The organism is Schaalia odontolytica, assembly GCF_002847525.1.
GTDB lineage: Bacteria > Actinomycetota > Actinomycetes > Actinomycetales > Actinomycetaceae > Pauljensenia > Pauljensenia odontolytica_B.
On sequence record NZ_PKKM01000011.1, the window covers coordinates 62,600 to 82,259 of the forward strand.

A 19,660-nucleotide genomic window follows, 5' to 3' on the forward strand; every position below is an offset into this window, starting at 1 on the left:
GATGACCATGCCGACGCCGATCTGGAAAGACAGGGCGCCGCCGCGGTCGAAGGAGTTATCGAAGTCCGCCTTCGAGCCGAAGACCGCGCCGTAGTAGTGGCAGGTGATGGTGTCGCCGGCCTCGACCTCCTGGCCATCGCCAGCGTGGAGGACCTCGACGACGAGCTCGTCGGAGGGGGTTCCGTCGAAGGAGAGGACGGGCTTACGGCCGAATTCGCCGGTCACAGAGATGTTTTCCATAATGTCTTTCCTTAAGGGTTTCAGTGAGGCGGCACGTCAGTCGCGGCGCATGAAGTAGGACAGGATCTTGAGGATCTCAAGGTAGATCCAGATGACATCGGTCATGATGGCGAAGGTGCACAGCCACGAGTACTTCTCAGGCACGTTGTTGGCGACGCCGACCTTGACGGCATCAAAGTCGCGCACGACGCACAGCACTCCGATGAAGACCGCGAGGACGCCGATGATGATGCCGAGCGGGATCCCGAAGACGGTGATGTTGCGAACGACCGCCATGTTCACGAGGCCGGTGCCCGACAGGAATAGGCTCGCCATGTAGTAGATGAAGAACGCGAAGGAGCCGATGCCCGCGACTCGGGTGAGCGTGTTCGAGTTGCGCACGAAGCCCATCGTGAAGGCACCCAGTGTCACACCAATCACCACGAGGGTCGCCAGAACGGCGCTCACCACGATGCCCGGGTACATCATTTCGAAGGCGCAGGACAGCGCTCCGAGGACAAAGCCCTCAACGAGCGAGTACACGACGATTGCGCCGGGACGCACCTTCTTGGAGAACTGGATGAACAGGGCGAGGCCCAGCGTCACGGCGCAAGCAGCGAAGGCCACAAGCATGGCAGCGCTCAGCGCAACGATGCCCGTCATCCATCCGGCCACCGCGCCCACGAGAAGCAGGCCGAAGCACATGAGGGACTTGACCACGACGTCGTCGTAGGTCATCGCCCCGCGGTCCACCGCGTCGGCGGCGGGCGCATTCAGCATCGCCTCGTAGGAGTCCATGGAGGTCTCGTAGCCGCCCTGCTGGCCCTGGGGGAGGCCGTAGACGGGCGCGCCCTGAGGCGCCGGGTAGGTGTTCTGTGCGGCGTACTCCGTCGAACCGGTCGCGTAGCCGTACTGCGCATCGGCACCGCCCTGCGCGTAGGGGTTCGTCGAGCCACCGTAGGGGTTCTGCGCCTGCTGCGAGGCGGGCTGGTACCCGGGCATCGCGGGGTATCCGGCGGGAGTCGTCTGCTGGGTCGACCAGTCTTTGACGATCGAGTTCATCACCGGGTTGGCCATATTTCCTCCTTGGTCAGTGATGTGCTGCCTCTATTGTCGCACGAGGGACCCACGGGTGGGAAACGCACCATTATGCGCGCAGCGCAACCCTGCGTCCACACGAGGGACGGTGTGCGCATCACGGGCCACGGCCTCGTCGATGAAGACTGCGAATGGTACCCCCGGTGGGACTCGAACCCACAACACACCGATTTTAAGTCGGTTGCCTCTGCCAATTGGGCCACGGGGGCGCGTACGTGCACGTCCAGCCTACGGGAGGCAGGCGCTCGCCTCAAGCTCCGCTCAGATCATCGCCTGGGCGATGCCATCGAGGATGTCATGCTCGGAAGTGACCACCTGCTCGATCGGGTGACCGGCGGCCTGGGCACGCGCGAGCACTCGCGTGACGATGCGGCTCCAGATGAGCGCTCCGGCAGCGATGACGTCTTCGCGTCCCTCCGGCATGAAGCCCAGGGAGGCCTTCACGGACGTCGGCTGATCGACCATGAAGCGCACGGCCTCGTCGAACTGGGCGGCGCTCAGTCGGGCACCGTGGATCCGTTCGGGCTGGTAGGAGGTGAGCCCCAGCGCCTGGGCGGTCAGGGTGGTGACCGTGCCCGCGACACCCACGAGGCTGCGCACGCGCGTCAGGTCCACGGACTTTTCGGCGCGATCAAGCTGCTCGTCGATCCACGCGATCGCGCGCTCCTGATCCTCGGCGGGCACGCCGCCTGCCGGGTCCACGTGGGAGAAGAACTTCTCGGTGACGCGCACGGCACCCATGTCGATCGAGATCGCCTGCTCAACGCGGGTCGCGCCCAGCACAAGCTCAGTCGAGCCGCCGCCGATGTCGACGACCAGCATCGGGGCAGTCACGGACTCGCCCAGGCCGCTCACAGCGCCATTAAACGACAGGGATGCTTCCTCCGTGCCGACGACGACCTCGGGTTCCACGCCGATGACGGCCTTAATCTGGCGCACGAAGTCGGCACTGTTGGAGGCATCGCGCGTCGCCGAGGTCGCCACGAAACGGGTGCGGGTCGCCCCCAGTGCCTCGATCATACGCTGGTATTCAACGGTGGCCTCGACCGTACGCTCGATCGCCGCGGGATCCAGGTATCCGCGCGCATCGACGCCCTGTCCCAGGCGCACGATACGCATCTGGCGGGTCAGGTCGGCGAGTTGAGGGCGTCCATTCTCGTCGATGTGTCCGTCGGCAACGAGCAGTCGGATCGAATTGGTTCCACAGTCAATGGCAGCTATGCGGGTCATTGCTTCGTTTCTCGTGAGATGAGTCCCGGACGAGGCCGGGGCGAACTTCGGAGGGGCCGCTCAGCAGGAGCAGCGCTCGGTGGAGAACAGGCCGCGCTCAGCGAGCATCGCGAGCGCACGATCCCCGATGGGATTGACGCCGGGACCCGCAGCCAGGGAGTGGCCAACGAGAGCGTGCAGACACTTGACGCGCGTGGGCATACCGCCCGCGCTGACGCCCGAGATCTCGGGGACGTCACCCAGGCTCAGGCGCGCGTCGATGTAGGCCTGGTGCGCACGCGCGTACGCGGCGCGCAGCTCCTCATCGGCAGCGAGTTCCTCATTGAGGGTCTCCATGACGTGTTCCGCCTCGAGGGTCGAGGCGCCCTTCACCGCGGCCGGGTGCGTCAGGTAGTAGGTCGTGGGGAAAGGAGTCCCATCGGGCAGACGAGGAGCGGTAGCCACGACAGTGGGTCGACCGCACACGCAGCGCGCGGCGATACCAACGACTCCGCGGGGCACGCGGCCCAGCTGGGAACGCAGGACCTCCAGGTCCTCTTCGGTTGCGTCGGTGGTGTTAACGAGGCTCATTCTCCGCTTTCTTGGCCGGTGGTAGTCGCCTGGCCCGACTGGCTGGTGTCAGCCGACGGGATAGGCGTCGTGTTGGGCGGCTGATCCGCCTTCCCCACTAGGATAGCGAGCTGCTGCACCCAGGGGCGCGCCGGTCCGGTCGACGCCGCTGCCGCCGCCAAGGCGGAGTCCTGGTATTGCGGCCCCGGATCCACCACCGTGTATTGGGTCTCACCGGGTCGCACGTAACCGAGGCGCTCGCGCGCCTGCGTGGAGATATAGTCGGGGTCGTTCCACAGATCCAGCTGTCGCTGCATGTCAGCGTTCTTCTGCTGCTGCTCGGCCACCTGGGCCTTGATCTGCGCCAGCTCGCGTTCCTGCTGCCACCACTGGTACAGGCTGGGCACCAGCATGACGGACAGGATCGCCGCGACAGTGAGGACGACGACGAGGCGCGTCGACACATCCAGGCCGCCGATCGACAGGACGGAAGATCCCTCCCCTACGGGCCGCGTCGACGCTTTCTTCTCCGTCCGCTTGCGCGAGCGGAAAAAACGGCGGCCCGAGCCCTCCGGCTTCTCCTGCTTCGCCACCTTCACGCGCTTCTTTACCGAGGCCTCGTCCCCCTTCGAGGACTTCGCGGCCTTCGCGGCGGCCCTGCGCTGACGCGATTTTTCCGCGTTAATCTCACGCGTCGTACGCGCTACCTCCGAAGCGGAGGAGCGACGACGCGAGGAGGGGCGGGAAGAAGGACGACGACTAGCCATTCTTCTATCGTGCCCTAAGTTGACGTCTTTGGCTCAGCCCCACGCCGTGAAAAAGACTCCGCGCGGACCCTTTCGGGCCCGCGCGGAGCTATGCGGCTAGTTGCCTAGGCTCACTTGAAGCGAGGGAAGGCAGAGCGGCCGGCGTAAACGGCGGCCTCGCCCAGCTGCTCCTCGATGCGCAGCAGCTGGTTGTACTTGGCGACGCGCTCGGAACGAGCGGGAGCACCGGTCTTGATCTGACCGGAGTTGGTGGCGACGGCCAGGTCGGCGATCGTGGTGTCCTCGGTCTCGCCGGAGCGGTGCGAGGTCATCGAACGGTAGCCGTTGCGGTGCGCTTCCTCGACGGCGTCGAGGGTCTCGGTCAGCGAGCCAATCTGGTTCACCTTCACGAGCAGCGCGTTCGCGGCGCCCAGCTCGATGCCCTTCTTCAGGCGGGCGGGGTTGGTGACGAACAGGTCGTCGCCGACGAGCTGCACGCGGCCGCCGATCTCGGAGGTCAGGGCCTTCCAGGCGTCCCACTCGTCCTCGGACAGCGGGTCCTCGATGGAGACCAGCGGGTAGTTCGAGATGAGCTTCTCGTAGTACTCCACCATGTAGTCGGTCGAGCGGCCTTCGCCCTCGAACTGGTACAGGCCGTCCTTGAAGAACTCGGAGGAGGCAACGTCCAGGGCCAGGGCAACGTCCTCGCCCGGCTTCAGGCCGGCCTTCTCGATCGCGGAGACGATCAGGTCGAGAGCCTCAGCGTTGGAGTCCAGGTTGGGGGCGAAGCCGCCCTCGTCGCCCAGGCCGGTGGACAGGCCGCGCTCCTTCACGACGCCCTTGAGCGTGTGGTAGACCTCGGCGCCCCAGCGCAGAGCCTCACGGAAGGAGGGAGCGCCGATGGGGGCAATCATGAACTCCTGGATGTCAACGTTGGAGTCCGCGTGGGAGCCACCGTTGAGGATGTTCATCATGGGGACGGGCAGGACGTGAGCGTTGGGGCCGCCCAGGTACTTGTACAGGGGCAGGTCCGCGTACTTCGCGGCGGCCTTGGCGACGGCGAGGGAGACGCCGAGGATGGCGTTCGCGCCGAGCTTAGCCTTGTTGGGGGTGCCGTCCAGGTCGATCATGGCCTGGTCGATGTAGCGCTGATCGTCAGCTTCCTCGCCGATGAGCTCGGGAGCGATCTGCTCGACGACGGCGTCAACGGCGTCCTGGACGCCCTTGCCGAGGTAGCGGCCCTTGTCGCCATCGCGACGCTCGACGGCCTCGAACGCGCCGGTGGACGCGCCGGAGGGAACGGACGCGCGCGCAGCGGTGCCGTCCTCGAGGACGACCTCGACCTCAACGGTCGGGTTACCGCGCGAGTCAAGGATCTCGCGTGCACCAATGCCTTCAATAACTGCCACGTCATTCTCCAATCGATGTTGTTGCGTGGAAGCGGTCAGTACAACGGTAATACGGACCGCCATATGTGGTCACCCCCGGCGAGGGGGACGTTATGTTGTGAGGGACTTTCACCCCTCGTTTTGTGCCCGGGCAAGCGACATTAGTCCCTGCCAGAGGCACTGTGAGCGAATACTCACACGCTCATTAGTGGGCGGTACCGCCCATCAGCGCAGTCATGGGATCCTGCTGGCCACCTGAGACGGCGTCGCCGAACAGAGGCGTCGCAGGAGCCTGACCTCCACCCAGTGACGGCTGAGTGAAACGCGGGTTAATGCGTGCGTCGGACGTTGCGCGGGCCTGTGCGAAGACCTCGTTCATGGTCGACGCGGCAGCCGGATTCGCATTTGCGAACTCGCTAAGCCTCTGGCCCAGGAACATGGAGCGCACGGCCTCACGCGTCGCTCGGCTAAGCTCGGGGACTTGACCGCCAGCCTTCTGCGCTATTTGAGCGATAGTGACATCGATCTGCTCATCGGTCACAGCGACGCCCACGGCGGCCCCCACGGCCTGGAGCTGCGGACCATTGACGAGAGAGGCACGCACCTGCTGTGCGCCAACCCCACTCTGCCCGCCCGTCACTGCATTGAGCTGGGCGACAGCCTCGTCAACTTCCGCAATGCTGTAGTCGCCGTTGGAGGTGCTGACTGCAGCACCGGGATGGGCGGAGCACGCCCCCATTCCCAGTCCTGCGGCCACAATCAGGGCGGCGGTGGCGAGCTGGCGTGTGTAGCGCACGAGCATTCCTTCCTCAGATGTGTTGCAACGCAATAGGACCAGTGTATTCCACCACAGGCACTACTCGCCAAAAGGCACGAGAATCTTGGTCACCAGAGTCTCCACCCACTCCAGGAGCGGGCCGTCGGTGAGCGGTGATCCACCGACGCGCGAGGTGAGCGGTAGCGGCACGAGAACCTGACGAACGGCAGCTTTAATGACCGTTCCAGGGTGCAGGCGCTTGAGGCGCATGACCTGGGAATCACGCAGTTCAACGGGCGAGACGCGCAGGTACTTGCCTTGCGTGACGATCTCGGTGATCCCCGCGCGGCGCACGATCTCGCGCAGACGCGCGACGGCGAAGAGCAGGTCGACCTGGGGCGGGATCGGACCGTATCGGTCGACAAGTTCCTCGCGCACATCCGCTTCCTGTTCGGGCGTGGAGATGGCCGCGATCTTGGCGTAGACCTCCAGGCGTAGGCGCTCGCCGCGCACGTACCCCTCGGGAATGTGCGCGTCGACCTGCAGGTCCATGCGCACATCGGTCTTTTCGGTGGGAGCGTCACCTCGGTAGGCGGCGACCGCGTCGGAGACCATGCGCACGTACAGGTCGAAGCCAACGCCCTCGACATGGCCCGACTGGGCCCCTCCCAGGAGGTTTCCAGCGCCTCGGATCTCAAGGTCGCGCTGGGCGACGGCCAGGCCTGCTCCCAGCTCGGTGTTGGCGGCGATCGTCTTGAGGCGCTCGTGCGCGGTCTCGGTGAGCGCCTTGTCGCCGGGGTAGAAGAAGTACGCGTAGGCACGTTCGCGGCCTCGTCCGACGCGCCCGCGCAGCTGGTGAAGCTGAGACAGGCCAAAGGTGTCGGCGCGATCCACGATGAGCGTATTCGCGTTGGAGATGTCCAGGCCGGTCTCGACGATGGTCGTACACACGAGGACGTCAAACTCGTGGTTCCAGAAGTCCTGAATGACGGCCTCGAGCTGGTGCTCGTTCATCTTTCCGTGGGCGGTGCGCACGCGCGCCTCGGGCACTAGCTCGGTGATGTGGGCGGCGACCGAAGAGATCGAGTCGACGCGGTTGTGCACGTAGAAGACCTGGCCGTCGCGCAGGAGTTCGCGCCGGATCGCGGCGCTGACCTGGGCGTCCGTGTAGGCGCCGACGAAAGTCAGGACCGGCTGGCGTTCCTCGGGCGGGGTCTGGAGGATCGACATCTCGCGGATGCCGGAGATCGCCATCTCAAGGGTGCGCGGGATAGGCGTGGCGGACATCGACAGGACGTCGACGTCGGTGCGCAGGGCCTTGAGCGTCTCCTTGTGCTCGACGCCGAAGCGCTGCTCCTCGTCAATGATGACAAGGCCGAGCTTCTTGAACGAAACGGTACCGGTCAGCAGCGAGTGGGTGCCGATGACCAGGTCAACCTCGCCCGAGGCCAGCCCCGCCTTGACCTCCTCGGTTTCCTTCGGGGTCGAGAAGCGCGAGAGCGTGCCGATGCGCACGGGGAAGCCCGCGTAGCGCTCGGCGAAGGTTTCCGCGTGCTGGGTGACCAGCAGGGTCGTGGGCACGAGGACGGCGGCCTGATAGCCGTCCTGGATGGCCTTGAAGGCGGCGCGCACGGCGATTTCCGTCTTGCCGTAGCCGACGTCGCCGGTGAGCAGGCGGTCCATGGGGACGGGCTTTTCCATGTCGGCCTTGACCTCGTCGATGGTGACGAGCTGGTCGGGGGTCTCGACGTAGGGGAAGGCGTCTTCGAGTTCGCGCTGCCAGGGGGTGTCGGGGCCGAAAGCGTGGCCCTTGGTCTGCTGGCGCACGGCGTACAGGCGGATGAGTTCCTTGGCGACCTCGTTGACGGCCTTCTTCGCGCGGGCCTTGGTCTTGGCCCAGTCGGCGCCGCCCATCTTCGTCAGCGAGGGCTCGTCGGATCCGGTGTACTTCGAGATCTGGTCCAGCGCGTCGGTGGGCACGAAGAGCCGGTCGGCGGGCTGCCCGCGCTTGGAGGGCGCGTATTCGATGACCAGGTAGTCGCGCGTCGAGGCGGCATCACCGCGGCCGATCGACCGGGAGACCAGCTCGATGAAGCGTCCGATGCCGTGCTGATCGTGGACGATGTAGTCCCCGGGGTGCAGGGTCAGCGGGTCGACGCCCTTGCGCCTGCGCGAGGGCATGCGGCGCATGTCGCGCGTGGAGGCGCCCGCACGCCCGGTGAGGTCGCCTTCGGTGAGGATCGCGACCTTGAGGTGGGGCGCGACGAAACCGACGCCGGCCTGCGCGGTCGTAATGGTCACGAGGCCGGGGTCGGGGCGCGCTTCCACGTTGTCCGCGAGCGCGGCCGGGCACGAGGCGTCGGTGAGGATGGAGCGGATGCGTCGGCCGGGGCCGGGGCCTTCGGTGGTGACGACGATACGCCAGCCGTCGCGGGCCAGGTCAGTGAGGTCGGCGGCGGCTCGGGCGAAGTCTCCGCGGTAGGGGTGTACGTCGCGGGCACCCACGCGCATGAGGGTGGGAGAGACGACGACGGGCGCGGGGCCGTCCGCTGAGGGCGAGTCGGCCTCGTTGATCGCGGAGGCTAGGTCGGCGGGCGGCAGGTCGGTGAGCTCCCACCAGGGGCGCGTCCCACTCCCCCACAGGTCGGACAGGTCGAGGAACGAGGCCTTGGAGGCCTCGAGCGGGGTGTCTGCTCCCCCGGCGGCGGCGCTCCACGCGGCGGCGAGGAACTCCTCGGTCGTGGCGACAAGGTCGGCGGCGCGGGCACGGATGCGTTCGGGGTCGGAGGCGAGGATCGGCGAGCCCGCGGGCAGCAGGTCAAGGAGGGACTCCATGCCGCCCACGAGGATGGGCGCCAGGGATTCGATGCCGGGTGCGGCGATTCCTTCGGCGGCGAGGCTGAGCATCTCGGCGGCGCCGGGCAGGCGGTCGGCGGCCTCACGTGCGCGGGCGCGCACGGCCTGCGTGAGGAGAAGCTCACGGCAGGGAACGGCCCACAGGCCGTCGGCGGCCTCGCCGAGGGTTCGCTGGTCGGAGACGGAGAAGGCGCGGATGTCGTCGACTTCGTCGCCCCACAGCTCCACACGCAGGGGATGGGGTTCCTGGGGCGGAAAAACGTCGAGGATGCCACCGCGCACACTCATCTGGCCGCGGCCTTCGACCATGTCGACGCGCTCGTAGCCCAGCTCAGCCAGACGATTCGTGGTCTCGGTGAGGTCCAGGATGTCGCCGGTACGCACGCGCACTGGTTCGAGGTCAGCCAGGCCGGAGATGATCGGCTGGAGGAAAGCTCGGATGGGGACGACGAGGACCGACAGCGGACCGGCACTGTCGTCTCCCTTGACCGGGTGGACGAGGCGGCGCAGGACGGCGATGCGACGCGCCATCGTGTCGACCTGGGGCGAGAGTCGCTCGTGGGGCAGGGTCTCCCACGCGGGCAGCATGGCCACGCCCGGGATCCACGAGGCCAGGGCGTTGGTCAGCGATTCGGCGTCACGCCCGGTGGCCGTCAGGACCACGAGGGGCGTGGCCGCGCGCGAGGCGACGGCCGCAAGGAGAGGCGGCCGGATGCCGACGGGCGCGACGATCGTGCCGGAACGGCCGGCTTCGACGGAGTCGATGGCCGTCTCGATCGCGGGATCGGTGGTGATGTCCGGGAGGAGTCCGGTGAGTAGCACGCGCTGCCTTTCGCGGTGAGGGTGCGCGGCGACGCCCAGGGGGCGCCGCCTCGATCAGGACCCGGTGTGCAGGGCCATCTGGGTGGGGGCGAATCCCTTGGTCACGATGTCTTCGACGACGTCGGCGGCCTGCTCGAAGGTCACGTCCCAGTCGGGGCGTTCCTTGGAAGGCAGGGTGGCGAGCACGTAGTCGGCGGGGTCCATGCGCCCCGGCGGGCGGCCCACGCCGATGCGCAGGCGCGCGTAGTCGCGCGTGCCCAGGTGCTGGCTGAGGGACTTCAGGCCGTTGTGGCCGCCCTCGCCCCCGCCGACCTTGAGGCGCAGCGTGTGCGCGGGCAGGTCCATGTCGTCGTGGATGACGAGGATGCGCGAGGGCTCGATCTTGTGGAAGGTGGCGAGCGCGCTGATCGGCCCACCGGAGGTGTTCATGTAGCTGTCGGAGCGCGCGAGAATCACGCGCGGTCCAGGAACGCCACCGGGGCCAATACCGAGGCGGACATCGGCGGTGTGCGTGCGCGAGCGGTGCGAGGTGAGGGTCGCGCCGCCGCGCGAGGCGAGCACGTCGAGGGTCAAGTACCCGACGTTGTGTCGGGTGGAGGCATACTGCGCGCCGGGGTTACCTAACCCGACGACGAGCCACGGTCCGTCAGTCGTCATACTCCGATTGTGCCACCCGCGCCGAGAGCATGTCCCACTGGGGGGCGTCCTCGACGACGGGGGCTGCCTCACGTCGAGACGTGGCCCACGCGTCGGCGAAGAGCTGTGCCCACTTGGTGTAGGCCGCCGAATTCGGGTGGAAGAAGTCCGCTGCGTGGTAGGCGAACGTGTAGGTCGGCAGGGAGTATTCCTGGGTGAGGGAGCGCAGATCGACGACGTCCGCGTCGCTGTCGGAGACGGCCGCCGCGATGCGGTCGGACATGTCTTGCGCGCGACTTTCCTGAGGCATGATGCCGAAGGACGGGATCGTGGAGACGAGGGCGTTCGCGGGCAGGGCGGCGAGGACTCGACGCAGTCGCTCTTCGAACTGACCGGGGGCCATGTCCTCGGTCATGACGTCGTTGCCGCCGATGGTGAGCGTCACCAGGTCGGGGCTGTAGGGGCCGTCCAGCAGGCCCAGGCCGATCATCTGTGGGATCTGGGTGAGTTCGACAGACTCGATGGTGGCCCCGGAGAGGGAGAGGTTGAGCAGGAGGACCTCGCGGTCCATCTGCGCGGCGATCGCGGAGGCGAGGCGCGCAGGGTAGGACTCGGTGACGCGCGAGGCACCCACGCCCTGCACGGAGGAGTCGCCGAGGGAGACGATCAGGTATGGACGCTCGCCCTCGGGATGTTCGTCGAGCTGGCGCAGGCGTTCCAGGGTCGCCAGGTTGTGGTTTTCCCAGGCCTTGCGGTAGTCACCGCGCTGGGAGTCCAGCCGCAGGAGACGCCCGATGGCCAGGCCGCCGCCAAAAAGGCTCGCGCCGCCGGCTGCCGCGCCCGCTACCTGCCATGCTCGTTTGCTGATCCCCATTGAAGTGTCCTTCCCTCGTGTTTGCTGGTTCTCAGTGTAACGAGGCCGGGGCCGGTGCTTCAAATGCTGAAGCACCGGCCCCTCGGTTTGTCACAGATCGCTCAGTCCAGGCGTCCGGCGGGCGCACCCGGGAGGGATCGGATGAAGTGGGGAGGCTCCCACCCTCGCTCCGCGTAGGCGGCCGCGACGGCTCGCGCCACGCCCTCCACGGAGTGCGCATCGACAAGCGCGATCGCGCTACCGCCGAAGCCTCCGCCCGTCATGCGTGCTCCGTGCGCGCCCGCAGCGCGGGCAGCCTCCACGGCCACGTCCAGCTCCTCGCAGGAGACCTCGTAGTCGTCGCGCAGAGAGTCATGCGAATCGTTGAGGAGGGCGCCCGCGACCGCCAGTCGCGTCCCCTCGAGCGGCCCCTCGTCGAGAAGCTCGATAAAGGCGCGCGTCCGCGCGATCTCGGAGACGACGTGACGCGTGCGCGCAGCCAGGCGCTCATTGCCCAGCGCGGCCGTGGCCTCGTCCAGGTCCTCCACGTCCACGAGCTGACCCACGCCCAGGATGCGCGCCGACTCCTCACAGTCCGCACGGCGCGACCCGTACTGGCCATCCGCCAGCGAATGCTTGGCACGCGTATCGATGACAAGAAGCTCGAGGCCGACCGCGCTCAGGTCGAAGGGAACCTGGCGCGTCGACATGTCGCGGCAGTCGAGGGCCAGCGCGTGCCCCTCGCTGCATCGCAGCGACGCCGTCTGGTCCAGGCCACCCGTGTTCGCACCCGCCACCTGGTTTTCCGCGGCGCGCGCCGCGTCCACGAGGACCTTGCGCCCCTCGTCGTTGGGGGCCTCGATCGTGCCCGCAAGACCCAGCGAGCACACCTCGTCAAGGGCAACCGCGGTCGCACACTCGAGCGCGGCGCTCGACGACAGCCCCCCACCCAGGGGCACGCACGACCACAGGGCCGCATCAAAACCAGGCAGCGGTCCGTATCCCGCCTGCTCGAGGGCCCACGCGACACCCGCAAGGTAAGCGGTCCAATGGTTCGTCACCTCGCCGGGCGTCCCCTTCGGGCCGATCACGTCGAGATCGAGGACGTCGATCGCCTCGCGCGTCTGCGGCGAAATCAGGCGTATCGTCCGATCCTCACGAGGCGACAGCGCCACGTAGGCGCGGTGCGGCAGTGCAATCGGAACGCACGGACCGCCGTTGTAGTCCACGTGCTCGCCAATGATGTTGACACGCCCGGGCGCGCTCCACACGCCACGAGGCTCGTAGCCAAACGCGTCACGGAACAGGTCTGCGGCCTGCGCGGCCCCTTCATCGGGAGTAGCGGCGTCGGCCCACACAAGATCAGTCACAAGATCCTCCTTGGTCTCACTTCCCCAAGGCTACGTGAACGCCCTCACACCCTTCAAGCGCTACGGCCTCATCGAACCCACCCCGACACCCGGTACAGTGGAGCCACCACAACCGCGACACAGGCAGGCCCCATGTTCCTCCCCCAACGACTCCCCGGCCAGGACTGGCTCGGCGTCGTCGTCGCGATCCCCGAACCGTGGGTCACACAGCTCACCGACCTGCGCCTACGCCTGGGGGACCTGGCCGGATCACGCATCCCCGCGCACATCACGCTGATGCCACCCACGCCCGTCGCACGAGAAGCGCGCGCCGAGGTCATCGACCACCTGCGCTCGATCGCCTCGCGCCACGCCCCCTTCCGGGTCACATTGTCCGGCACTGATTCCTTCCGCCCCGTCTCCAACGTTGCCTTCATGACGCTGGCCGAGGGCGCCTCCGCCTGCACGGATCTCGCCGAGGAAATCCGCTCCGGCCCCCTCGACCACGACACGCGATTTCCGTACCACCCGCACGTGACGCTGGCGCAGGACGTGGACGACATCGCCCTAGATCTTGCACTCGACATCGGCGCGACCGTCGAGGCCTCGTGGATCGTTCCCGGCTTCCGTCTGGACCGCATTGACCCCTCGGGCATCTACTCCTCGATGGCCCTGTTCGACTTCGACGCCTCCGGGCACTGATTCCCTACCAGGCTGTCGCCCGCTCTTTTCGCCGCCCGCTTTCCGCGCGGCAGGATCCCTGTCCGCCCGCTCATCACGCGCTCATCGACCACTTATCGCCCGCTCATCACGCGCTGGTGTTCCGGGCGCCGAATGGCCCGGCCGTGGGGCCGGGCTGCTTGGTGTGCCCGTGGGCGGCGGCCCGCCCGCGAGCCGTCCGCGCCGCGAGCTTCGCTCGGCGCGTCGTCTCGAAGCCCGGCCAGGCCCCGCCACCGCCCACGGGCACCGCAGCCAGGCCTTCCTGTCCCTCCGGCGCCCTCCACACCGGCGCTCTCCTTACTGCGAGTAGCCAGCCCAAGCCACACCACCATCTGCAAGCACCGCCAGGACCCGCAGCCCCATCTTCGGGGCATTATCCGGATAGGTTGCGCGCACGCGGATAGGTTATGCGCATCCGGATAGGTTATTAAGCTATCCGGATGATCGTTACCTATCCGGATGATCGTTACCTATCCGGATGATCGTTACCTATCCGGATGTGTATTAACCCCCGGGACCGCCCCACCAATTTCGCATGCAATTCCCCAACGACTATTTCAAATCATGAATTCAGATCGTTGGAATTGCAACGTTTTCAGACTTTGTTGAAGCTTCACACAATTGAATTGCATGCGAAATTTTGGGGCGGGCGACGGTGGCGACTACGGGTGCGCCACAGACGACGAGCACACCGCATACGCGAAAGGCCGCGGCCCGGGAAGGACACCCAGGCCGCGGCCTCGTCGATAAAACGTCAGATCTCGTAGGTCACCGAGACCGGCGCATGATCCGAGAAGCGCTCCGCATACTCGTCGGCACGGCCAATCTCGAAGGAACGCGCGCGCTCGCCCAGGGCGGGCGTCGCGTACTGATAGTCGATGCGCCAGCCCGCATTGTTGACGAAGGCCTGACCGCGCCACGACCACCACGAGTAGGGGCCCTGCACGTCGCCAGCCAGGTCGCGCACAGTGTCGCGCCAGCCTTCCTCCACCCACTGGTTGAGGAAGGCGATCTCCTCGTCGAGGACGCCGGCGCGCTTGTTGTGGTTCGGCTTCCAGTTCTTGATGTCAGCCTCGCTGCGCACGACATTGAAGTCGCCGCACACGAGGGAGGAGATGCCCCCGGCGGCCTCTTCGGCAATCAGCTCTGCCATACGCGCGCCGATACGGGGCAGATGCGCCATCTTGGCCTCCTGCTTGGGGGTATCCTTCTCGCCCGAATGGAAGTACGCAGAGACGACGCGCACGGGGGTGTCACCGCCCTCGGGACGCACGACGGCCTCGAGCCAACGGCCCGAATCCACATCCGTCTCGACATCGTCGAGGATCAGGCGGGGCTCACCCTCCAGGACCGCACGCCCGCGTCGCACGGCTACACCCACACCCGCACGGCCCTTGATACGGCAGGGAACCCACACACTCTCCCAGGCCTCGCCCATGATCTCGCGGGAGATCTCCTCGGGCGCGCGCACCTCCTGCATGAGCAGCACATCCGTGTCTGACCCCTCCAGCCAGTCAAGGAAGCCGCGCTTGTGGGCGGCGCGGATGCCGTTGAGGTTCACGGTGGTCACCGTCAGAGTCATCGTTTTCTCCTTACGCGAGTTTTCTTCAGTCTAGAGGAACGAGGAGGCGCGGCGAGGAATGGGTATCCTCACCGCGCCTCCTCTGCGTTCGCGGGCGACCGCCTCGTGTGCCGAGGCCACGCACGTCTGTCAGTTCGCGCTGATTCCCGCCTGACGTTCGGCAGCCTCGACGACGTTCGTCACGAGGAGGGCCCGTGTCATCGGGCCGACACCGCCGGGGTTGGGGCTCAGCCAGCTGGCCACCTCATCCACACCGTCTGCAACGTCACCCATCAGACGAGCCTTGCCATCCTCGCCCTGCACGCGGCTCACGCCAACGTCCAGGACGATGGCGCCGGGGGCCACCATGTCGGGGGTGATGATCCCAGCGGAGCCAGCCGCAGCCACGATGACGTCCGCTCGGCGCACGTGATCGGCCAGATCGGTCGTGCCCGTGTGGCACACATCAACCGTCGCGTTCACTTCCTTGCGCATGAGCAGCAGGCCAATCGAACGCCCCACGGTCACGCCTCGACCAATGACGCACACGTTCTTGCCGGCCAGGTCGATCCCATGGCGTTCCATGAGCTCGATGACCGCGCGCGGCGTGCACGGCAGCGGCGAGTCGATGGGACCCGAGCCTCGCAGCACGAGGCGCCCAAGGTTCATCGGATGCAGGCCGTCCGCATCCTTCGCGGGGTCGATACGCTCCAGAACAGCGTTCGTATCGATTCCGCGCGGCAACGGCAGCTGCACGATGTAGCCCGTGCAGGCGGGGTCCGCGTTGAGCTGATCGATCGCGGCCTCCACCTGCTCCTGCGTCGCGTCAGCGGGCAGGTCCACGCGGATCGACTCGGCGCCGATTTCCGCACAGTCACGGTGCTTTCCGGCGACGTAGGCAACGGACCCGGGGTCCTCACCCACGAGGATCGTGCCGAGGCCCGGGACAACACCGGCCTCACGCAGACGATCGACGCGCTCCTTCAGTTCCGACTTAATGGCGGCAGCGGTCGCCTTTCCATCCAAGACCCCAGCGGGGCCCTCCCAGGGAGCCCTCACGATCAGAGCCCAGCGTACAGCGGGTGCTTGTCCGTCAGCTTCTTGACGCGGGCGCGCAGGGCATCCACCTCAACGTTGCCGCCGGACGCACCCTGGGACAGGGTCGTGCCGATGATGTCCGCAACCTCGGCGAAGTCCTCGGCGTCGAAGCCGCGCGTCGCGAGGGCGGGGGTGCCGATGCGCAGGCCCGAGGTGACGGCCGGCGGACGGGGATCGAAGGGAACGGCGTTACGGTTGACGGTAATACCGACCTCGTGCAGCAGATCCTCGGCCTGCTGACCGTTGAGCTCAGAGTCGACCAGGTCGACGAGGACGAGGTGCACATCGGTGCCGCCCGTGACCAGCTTGATACCGGCCTTCTTCGCATCGTCAGCGCCCAGGCGCTCGGCAATGATCTGCGCGCCCTCGAGGGTGCGGCGCTGGCGGTCCTTGAATTCGTCGGTCTGCGCGACCTTCATGGCGATGGCCTTCGCGGCGATCACGTGCATGAGGGGGCCACCCTGCTGGCCGGGGAACACGGAAGAGTTCAGCTTCTTGCCCCACTGCTCGCCGCGCGAGGACAGGATCATGCCGGAACGAGGACCACCCAGCGTCTTGTGAACGGTCGTCGTCACCACGTCGGCGAAGGGGACGGGGTTCGGGTGCAGACCCGCAGCCACGAGGCCTGCGAAGTGAGCCATGTCCACCCAGAGGGCGGCGCCGACCTCGTCCGCGATGTCGCGGAAGGCCTGGAAGTCGAGGTGACGCGGGTAGGCGGACCAGCCGGCGATGATGACACGCGGGCGCTCCGCAAGGACAGCCTCACGAACCTTCTCGGGCTCAATGCGCATGGTCTCACGGTCAACCTCGTAGGCGACGGCCTTGTAGTTCTTACCCGAGAAGTTCAGGCGCATGCCGTGGGTCAGGTGACCACCGTGGGCCAGGGACAGGCCCAGGATCGGGTCGCCGACATTCGCCATGGCCATGAGCGCTGCAGCGTTGGCCTGCGCACCAGCGTGAGGCTGAACATTCACGTAGTCGCCACCGAAGACCTGCTTCGCACGTTCGATGGCGAGAGACTCCGCGACGTCCACAAACTCGCAGCCACCGTAGTAGCGGCGACCCGGGTAGCCCTCGGCGTACTTGTTGGTGAGGACCGAGCCCTGCGCCTCGAGGACGGCGCGCGGAACAAAGTTCTCCGAGGCGATCATCTCGAGGGTGTCACGCTGACGGCCAAGCTCGGCGTCCAGAACGGCCTGAATCTCAGGATCCAGCTGCGCAAGTGTCATGTCATTGAGGGAATCCATGGGGTTCTCCTATTGATCATCCGATGATGGTTGGCAGTGGCCTCTAGCCCAGGCGGGCGGCTATCGATGCCGACGCGTCGCTCCCCGGTGGTGGCCCACCTGTTCGCCAGTCACGACACGCTGACCAGTCTATCGCTCGGCGGTTTTCCGCGCATTCTGCCAAGGTGTCAGCAAGCTACCAGCTGGTCACAGGACCTTCAGATCTGACTTGCACAACTCGTCAGGTGCACGAAATCACAGCCTTTTTTCGCTTGTACTTAACCCTTTGGTTAGCAACCAAGCTAACCATATGGATAGACTAGGGTTAACACCTAACGGTGACTGAGTTGCGCGGGGATCATTTACTCAGTAAATATCCCAGTTTGGAGCGGTTTTCTCCGCTCTAACCGACATGCAGCATTTGAGTTTGAGGAAGTAGAAGGAAGACGCACAGATGACAACCTTGACGAAGCCCACCGCACGAGCCGCATCCACGGCTCTCGCATTCGAGCACGCGTCGGATCTTGCCGCCTCCGCCGACAACGCCATCAAGCGCATGTGCGACATTTTCGCAGCTCTCTTCGGCATTATCCTGCTGACTCCGCTGTGGATCATCGTCGCCCTCATGGTGCGCCTGAACGACGGCGGCCCCGCTTTCTTCACCCAGGAGCGAGTCGGGCTCGACGGCAAGACTTTTACCATGTTTAAGTTCCGCACCATGCGCGTGGACGCCGAAGAGCTCAAGGAATCCCTCATGGAGGCCAACGAAGCAGACTCTTCCGCCGGAAATTCGATCATGTTCAAAATGGCGAACGATCCGCGTATTACACGCATCGGAGCCTTCCTGCGCAAGACGTCGATCGACGAGCTGCCCCAGCTGTTCAACGTGCTGCGTGGCGACATGTCGCTCGTTGGCCCGCGCCCCCCGCTCCCCAGCGAGGTCGCTCAGTACGAGCCGCGCGTCATGGGCAAGTTCGCCGTTCGCCCCGGCATTACGGGCCTCTGGCAGATCTCCGGCCGCTCGAACCTCTCCTGGGATGAGACCGTCCACCTGGACCTCTCCTACGCCCAGCACCGCTCCCTGACCCTCGACACGTGGATCATGCTCCAGACTATTCCCGCGCTCCTGCGTCACGAGGGCGCCTACTAAGTCTTTCCTCTCTGTGTGTGATTGGGTGTGGCCCGAGCCGATTGGCTCGGGCCACACCTTTATTCTCAACACCTCATCGTGCTCCATCAGCGGCTTGCCAGAACGCATACGACGGCGCAAACACGCGCGCCTCACCCATTGTGAGACCACGTCGACAAACGAACACCGTGCGATAGCGCTCGATTCACACTACGCGGCAGTGTGCACACAGTGAGCAGTTCACAACTCTTACGAGAGCTTGACACTTAAACGCAGGAGCGCTCTTTACCACCTGCATTACAGGGAGCCGTCACACCCTCATAATGTTTTATGTGGGCCACGCCATTCACTGCATAACCCTTTTTAAGCATCCATCAAGAAGCGTTTTGAGACACGTTCAGCGCCACGTTCCCTCCCTCGTGCGCGCCCCTTATGCACTCCCGAAAGCCGACCACTGCTCATGCACGAAAGAGGGCCTGACCTGTCGCTTTCCACCTTGATGCAGCGCACGTCGCCATATGCGAGACCAGCCACAGCATCCATAGACGCCGACAGCCGTCACCAGTCGATCTGGCGATGCAAAGGAGGCCGGACCCCGCAGGGCCGGCCTCCTTCACAGCGACTAGCGTCAACCTCTATCAGCGAAGCGTCACACCACCGACCAGTCCGAGATCGTCGAAGCTACCCATCGCCTCGAGCCGCGAGATGAGCTCGGGCGCGTGAGCGACGAAGTCGAGGGCTTCGACGGTGTAGCGCTTGGTGAGGCGCTTGGGCTCGTGCGCGATGCGCCAGGCCCACCCGAGGCGGGCGGCGTGCACCCAGTTCGGGAAATAGTCGTCGGCAGCGCGCGCGTACTGGTCGATCCAACCGCCCGCGGTGCACACGGACGCCTCGGGCAGGAGGTCGAGAACGAAGGACGCGACGACCTCCTGGAGGCCGGCCCCCAGGCCGACGATCACGAGGCGCGGATCGAAGGCAGTGAGCACCGAAGGATCGGCCTTCAGCCGACGAAGCCCCTCATATCCGTCGATGACCTGCACGTCGAAGCGCTGCAGGCGCTCGGCTGCAGCCTGACCAGCCTCGGGAACAGCCCCGATGAGGGTGATGCGAGTGCCATCCTCGAGGCGTTCAAAGACGTGCGGCAGGACGAGGTCCGCGGAGGTGCGGGCGACCTCGTGGCCTGCTGCGCGCAGACGCATCTGCAGGAGGGTCCCGTCGAAGCCGACGGTGTGCATGCGGGCAAGCGCACGGAAGTCGGCGTGCAGGAGGGACCAGTGGTTGAGCCACGTGGTCGTGTGCCCTCGGGTGAGCACGCGCTGCGCCATCGCGTCGAACGCGGGGTCGGTCGCGGGGGCGCCGACCGCGCCGGCGGCCTCGGCCTCTTCCGAGCCGCCGGCGGGGGTTGACGTCACGGTCATGGAGA

At 66.3% G+C, this 19,660-nt stretch carries 18 protein-coding genes, 1 tRNA gene and 1 riboswitch; of the genes, 2 read left to right on the top strand and 17 right to left on the bottom strand.

The window, feature by feature from the left end; genetic code table 11:
• From CYJ22_RS08230 to galK, 12 genes are all read right to left on the bottom strand, one after another.
• The coding region (locus tag CYJ22_RS08230) for an FKBP-type peptidyl-prolyl cis-trans isomerase (RefSeq protein ID WP_207760530.1) at positions 1 to 240 on the bottom strand (240 nt) is incomplete at its 3' end.
• Positions 241 to 276: 36 nt separating this feature from the next.
• Positions 277 to 1,296: a Bax inhibitor-1/YccA family protein gene (locus CYJ22_RS08235; protein WP_009054176.1), complete on the bottom strand. Its 1,020-nt coding sequence runs from the start codon at positions 1,294 to 1,296 to the stop codon at positions 277 to 279.
• A 153-nt stretch (positions 1,297 to 1,449) separates the two neighbouring features.
• Positions 1,450 to 1,526: transfer RNA gene (locus CYJ22_RS08240), tRNA-Leu, on the bottom strand.
• 52 nt (positions 1,527 to 1,578) lie between these two features.
• Positions 1,579 to 2,547 (bottom strand): Ppx/GppA phosphatase family protein, encoded by a 969-nt coding sequence (locus CYJ22_RS08245; RefSeq protein WP_101602268.1) that lies wholly within the window; start codon positions 2,545 to 2,547, stop codon positions 1,579 to 1,581.
• A gap of 60 nt (positions 2,548 to 2,607) precedes the next feature.
• A complete protein-coding gene (locus CYJ22_RS08250; RefSeq protein WP_101602269.1) occupies positions 2,608 to 3,117 on the bottom strand; it encodes a DUF501 domain-containing protein in 510 nt (169 codons plus the stop codon).
• Positions 3,114 to 3,863: an FtsB family cell division protein gene (locus CYJ22_RS08255; protein WP_101602270.1), complete on the bottom strand. Its 750-nt coding sequence runs from the start codon at positions 3,861 to 3,863 to the stop codon at positions 3,114 to 3,116. The genes CYJ22_RS08250 and CYJ22_RS08255 overlap by 4 nt, the downstream gene beginning before the upstream one ends.
• 110 nt (positions 3,864 to 3,973) lie before the next feature.
• Complete coding sequence (gene eno, locus CYJ22_RS08260; RefSeq protein ID WP_243390484.1) at positions 3,974 to 5,251, bottom strand: phosphopyruvate hydratase; 1,278 nt, start codon at positions 5,249 to 5,251, stop codon at positions 3,974 to 3,976.
• Between the two features lie 184 nt (positions 5,252 to 5,435).
• A complete protein-coding gene (locus CYJ22_RS08265) occupies positions 5,436 to 6,032 on the bottom strand; it encodes a hypothetical protein (RefSeq protein ID WP_009054166.1) in 597 nt (198 codons plus the stop codon).
• Positions 6,033 to 6,086: 54 nt separating this feature from the next.
• Positions 6,087 to 9,665, bottom strand: coding sequence for a transcription-repair coupling factor (mfd, locus tag CYJ22_RS08270; protein WP_101602272.1), 3,579 nt, complete (start codon positions 9,663 to 9,665; stop codon positions 6,087 to 6,089).
• A gap of 54 nt (positions 9,666 to 9,719) precedes the next feature.
• Positions 9,720 to 10,322 (bottom strand): aminoacyl-tRNA hydrolase, encoded by a 603-nt coding sequence (pth, locus tag CYJ22_RS08275; RefSeq protein ID WP_034497462.1) that lies wholly within the window; start codon positions 10,320 to 10,322, stop codon positions 9,720 to 9,722.
• Entirely contained in the window at positions 10,312 to 11,175 is an 864-nt protein-coding gene (locus CYJ22_RS08280) for an SGNH/GDSL hydrolase family protein (protein WP_101602273.1), read from the bottom strand. The genes pth and CYJ22_RS08280 overlap by 11 nt, the downstream gene beginning before the upstream one ends.
• A gap of 101 nt (positions 11,176 to 11,276) precedes the next feature.
• Positions 11,277 to 12,524 carry a galactokinase gene (gene galK, locus CYJ22_RS08285; protein WP_101602274.1) on the bottom strand — a complete coding sequence of 416 codons (1,248 nt, stop codon included), beginning with the start codon at positions 12,522 to 12,524 and terminating at the stop codon, positions 11,277 to 11,279.
• A gap of 132 nt (positions 12,525 to 12,656) precedes the next feature.
• Between galK and CYJ22_RS08290 the strand changes: the two genes are divergently transcribed.
• The gene (locus CYJ22_RS08290) at positions 12,657 to 13,205 is read left to right on the top strand and encodes a 2'-5' RNA ligase family protein (protein ID WP_009054168.1); all 549 of its coding nucleotides are present in this window, start codon (positions 12,657 to 12,659) and stop codon (positions 13,203 to 13,205) included.
• Positions 13,206 to 13,311: 106 nt separating this feature from the next.
• Here CYJ22_RS08290 and CYJ22_RS08295 read toward each other — a convergent pair whose 3' ends face one another.
• From CYJ22_RS08295 to glyA, 4 genes are all read right to left on the bottom strand, one after another.
• Positions 13,312 to 13,509, bottom strand: coding sequence for a hypothetical protein (locus tag CYJ22_RS08295; protein WP_101602275.1), 198 nt, complete (start codon positions 13,507 to 13,509; stop codon positions 13,312 to 13,314).
• Positions 13,510 to 13,977: 468 nt separating this feature from the next.
• Complete coding sequence (locus CYJ22_RS08300) at positions 13,978 to 14,805, bottom strand: exodeoxyribonuclease III (protein WP_101602276.1); 828 nt, start codon at positions 14,803 to 14,805, stop codon at positions 13,978 to 13,980.
• A gap of 129 nt (positions 14,806 to 14,934) precedes the next feature.
• Complete coding sequence (locus tag CYJ22_RS08305; RefSeq protein ID WP_101602277.1) at positions 14,935 to 15,843, bottom strand: bifunctional methylenetetrahydrofolate dehydrogenase/methenyltetrahydrofolate cyclohydrolase; 909 nt, start codon at positions 15,841 to 15,843, stop codon at positions 14,935 to 14,937.
• A 2-nt stretch (positions 15,844 to 15,845) separates the two neighbouring features.
• The gene (gene glyA / locus CYJ22_RS08310) at positions 15,846 to 17,129 is read right to left on the bottom strand and encodes a serine hydroxymethyltransferase (RefSeq protein ID WP_101602278.1); all 1,284 of its coding nucleotides are present in this window, start codon (positions 17,127 to 17,129) and stop codon (positions 15,846 to 15,848) included.
• Positions 17,130 to 17,168: 39 nt separating this feature from the next.
• A riboswitch (ZMP/ZTP riboswitch) is annotated at positions 17,169 to 17,253 on the bottom strand.
• Positions 17,254 to 17,562: 309 nt separating this feature from the next.
• Here glyA and CYJ22_RS08315 point away from each other — a divergent pair.
• Positions 17,563 to 18,258 (top strand): sugar transferase, encoded by a 696-nt coding sequence (locus tag CYJ22_RS08315; protein ID WP_007590014.1) that lies wholly within the window; start codon positions 17,563 to 17,565, stop codon positions 18,256 to 18,258.
• A gap of 617 nt (positions 18,259 to 18,875) precedes the next feature.
• On the opposite strand, the gene CYJ22_RS08320 is transcribed toward CYJ22_RS08315, so the two are convergent.
• On the bottom strand, positions 18,876 to 19,655 hold the full coding sequence (locus CYJ22_RS08320) for a WecB/TagA/CpsF family glycosyltransferase (protein ID WP_431768518.1): 780 nt from the start codon (positions 19,653 to 19,655) through the stop codon (positions 18,876 to 18,878).
• Between the last annotated feature and the right edge of the window lie 5 nt (positions 19,656 to 19,660).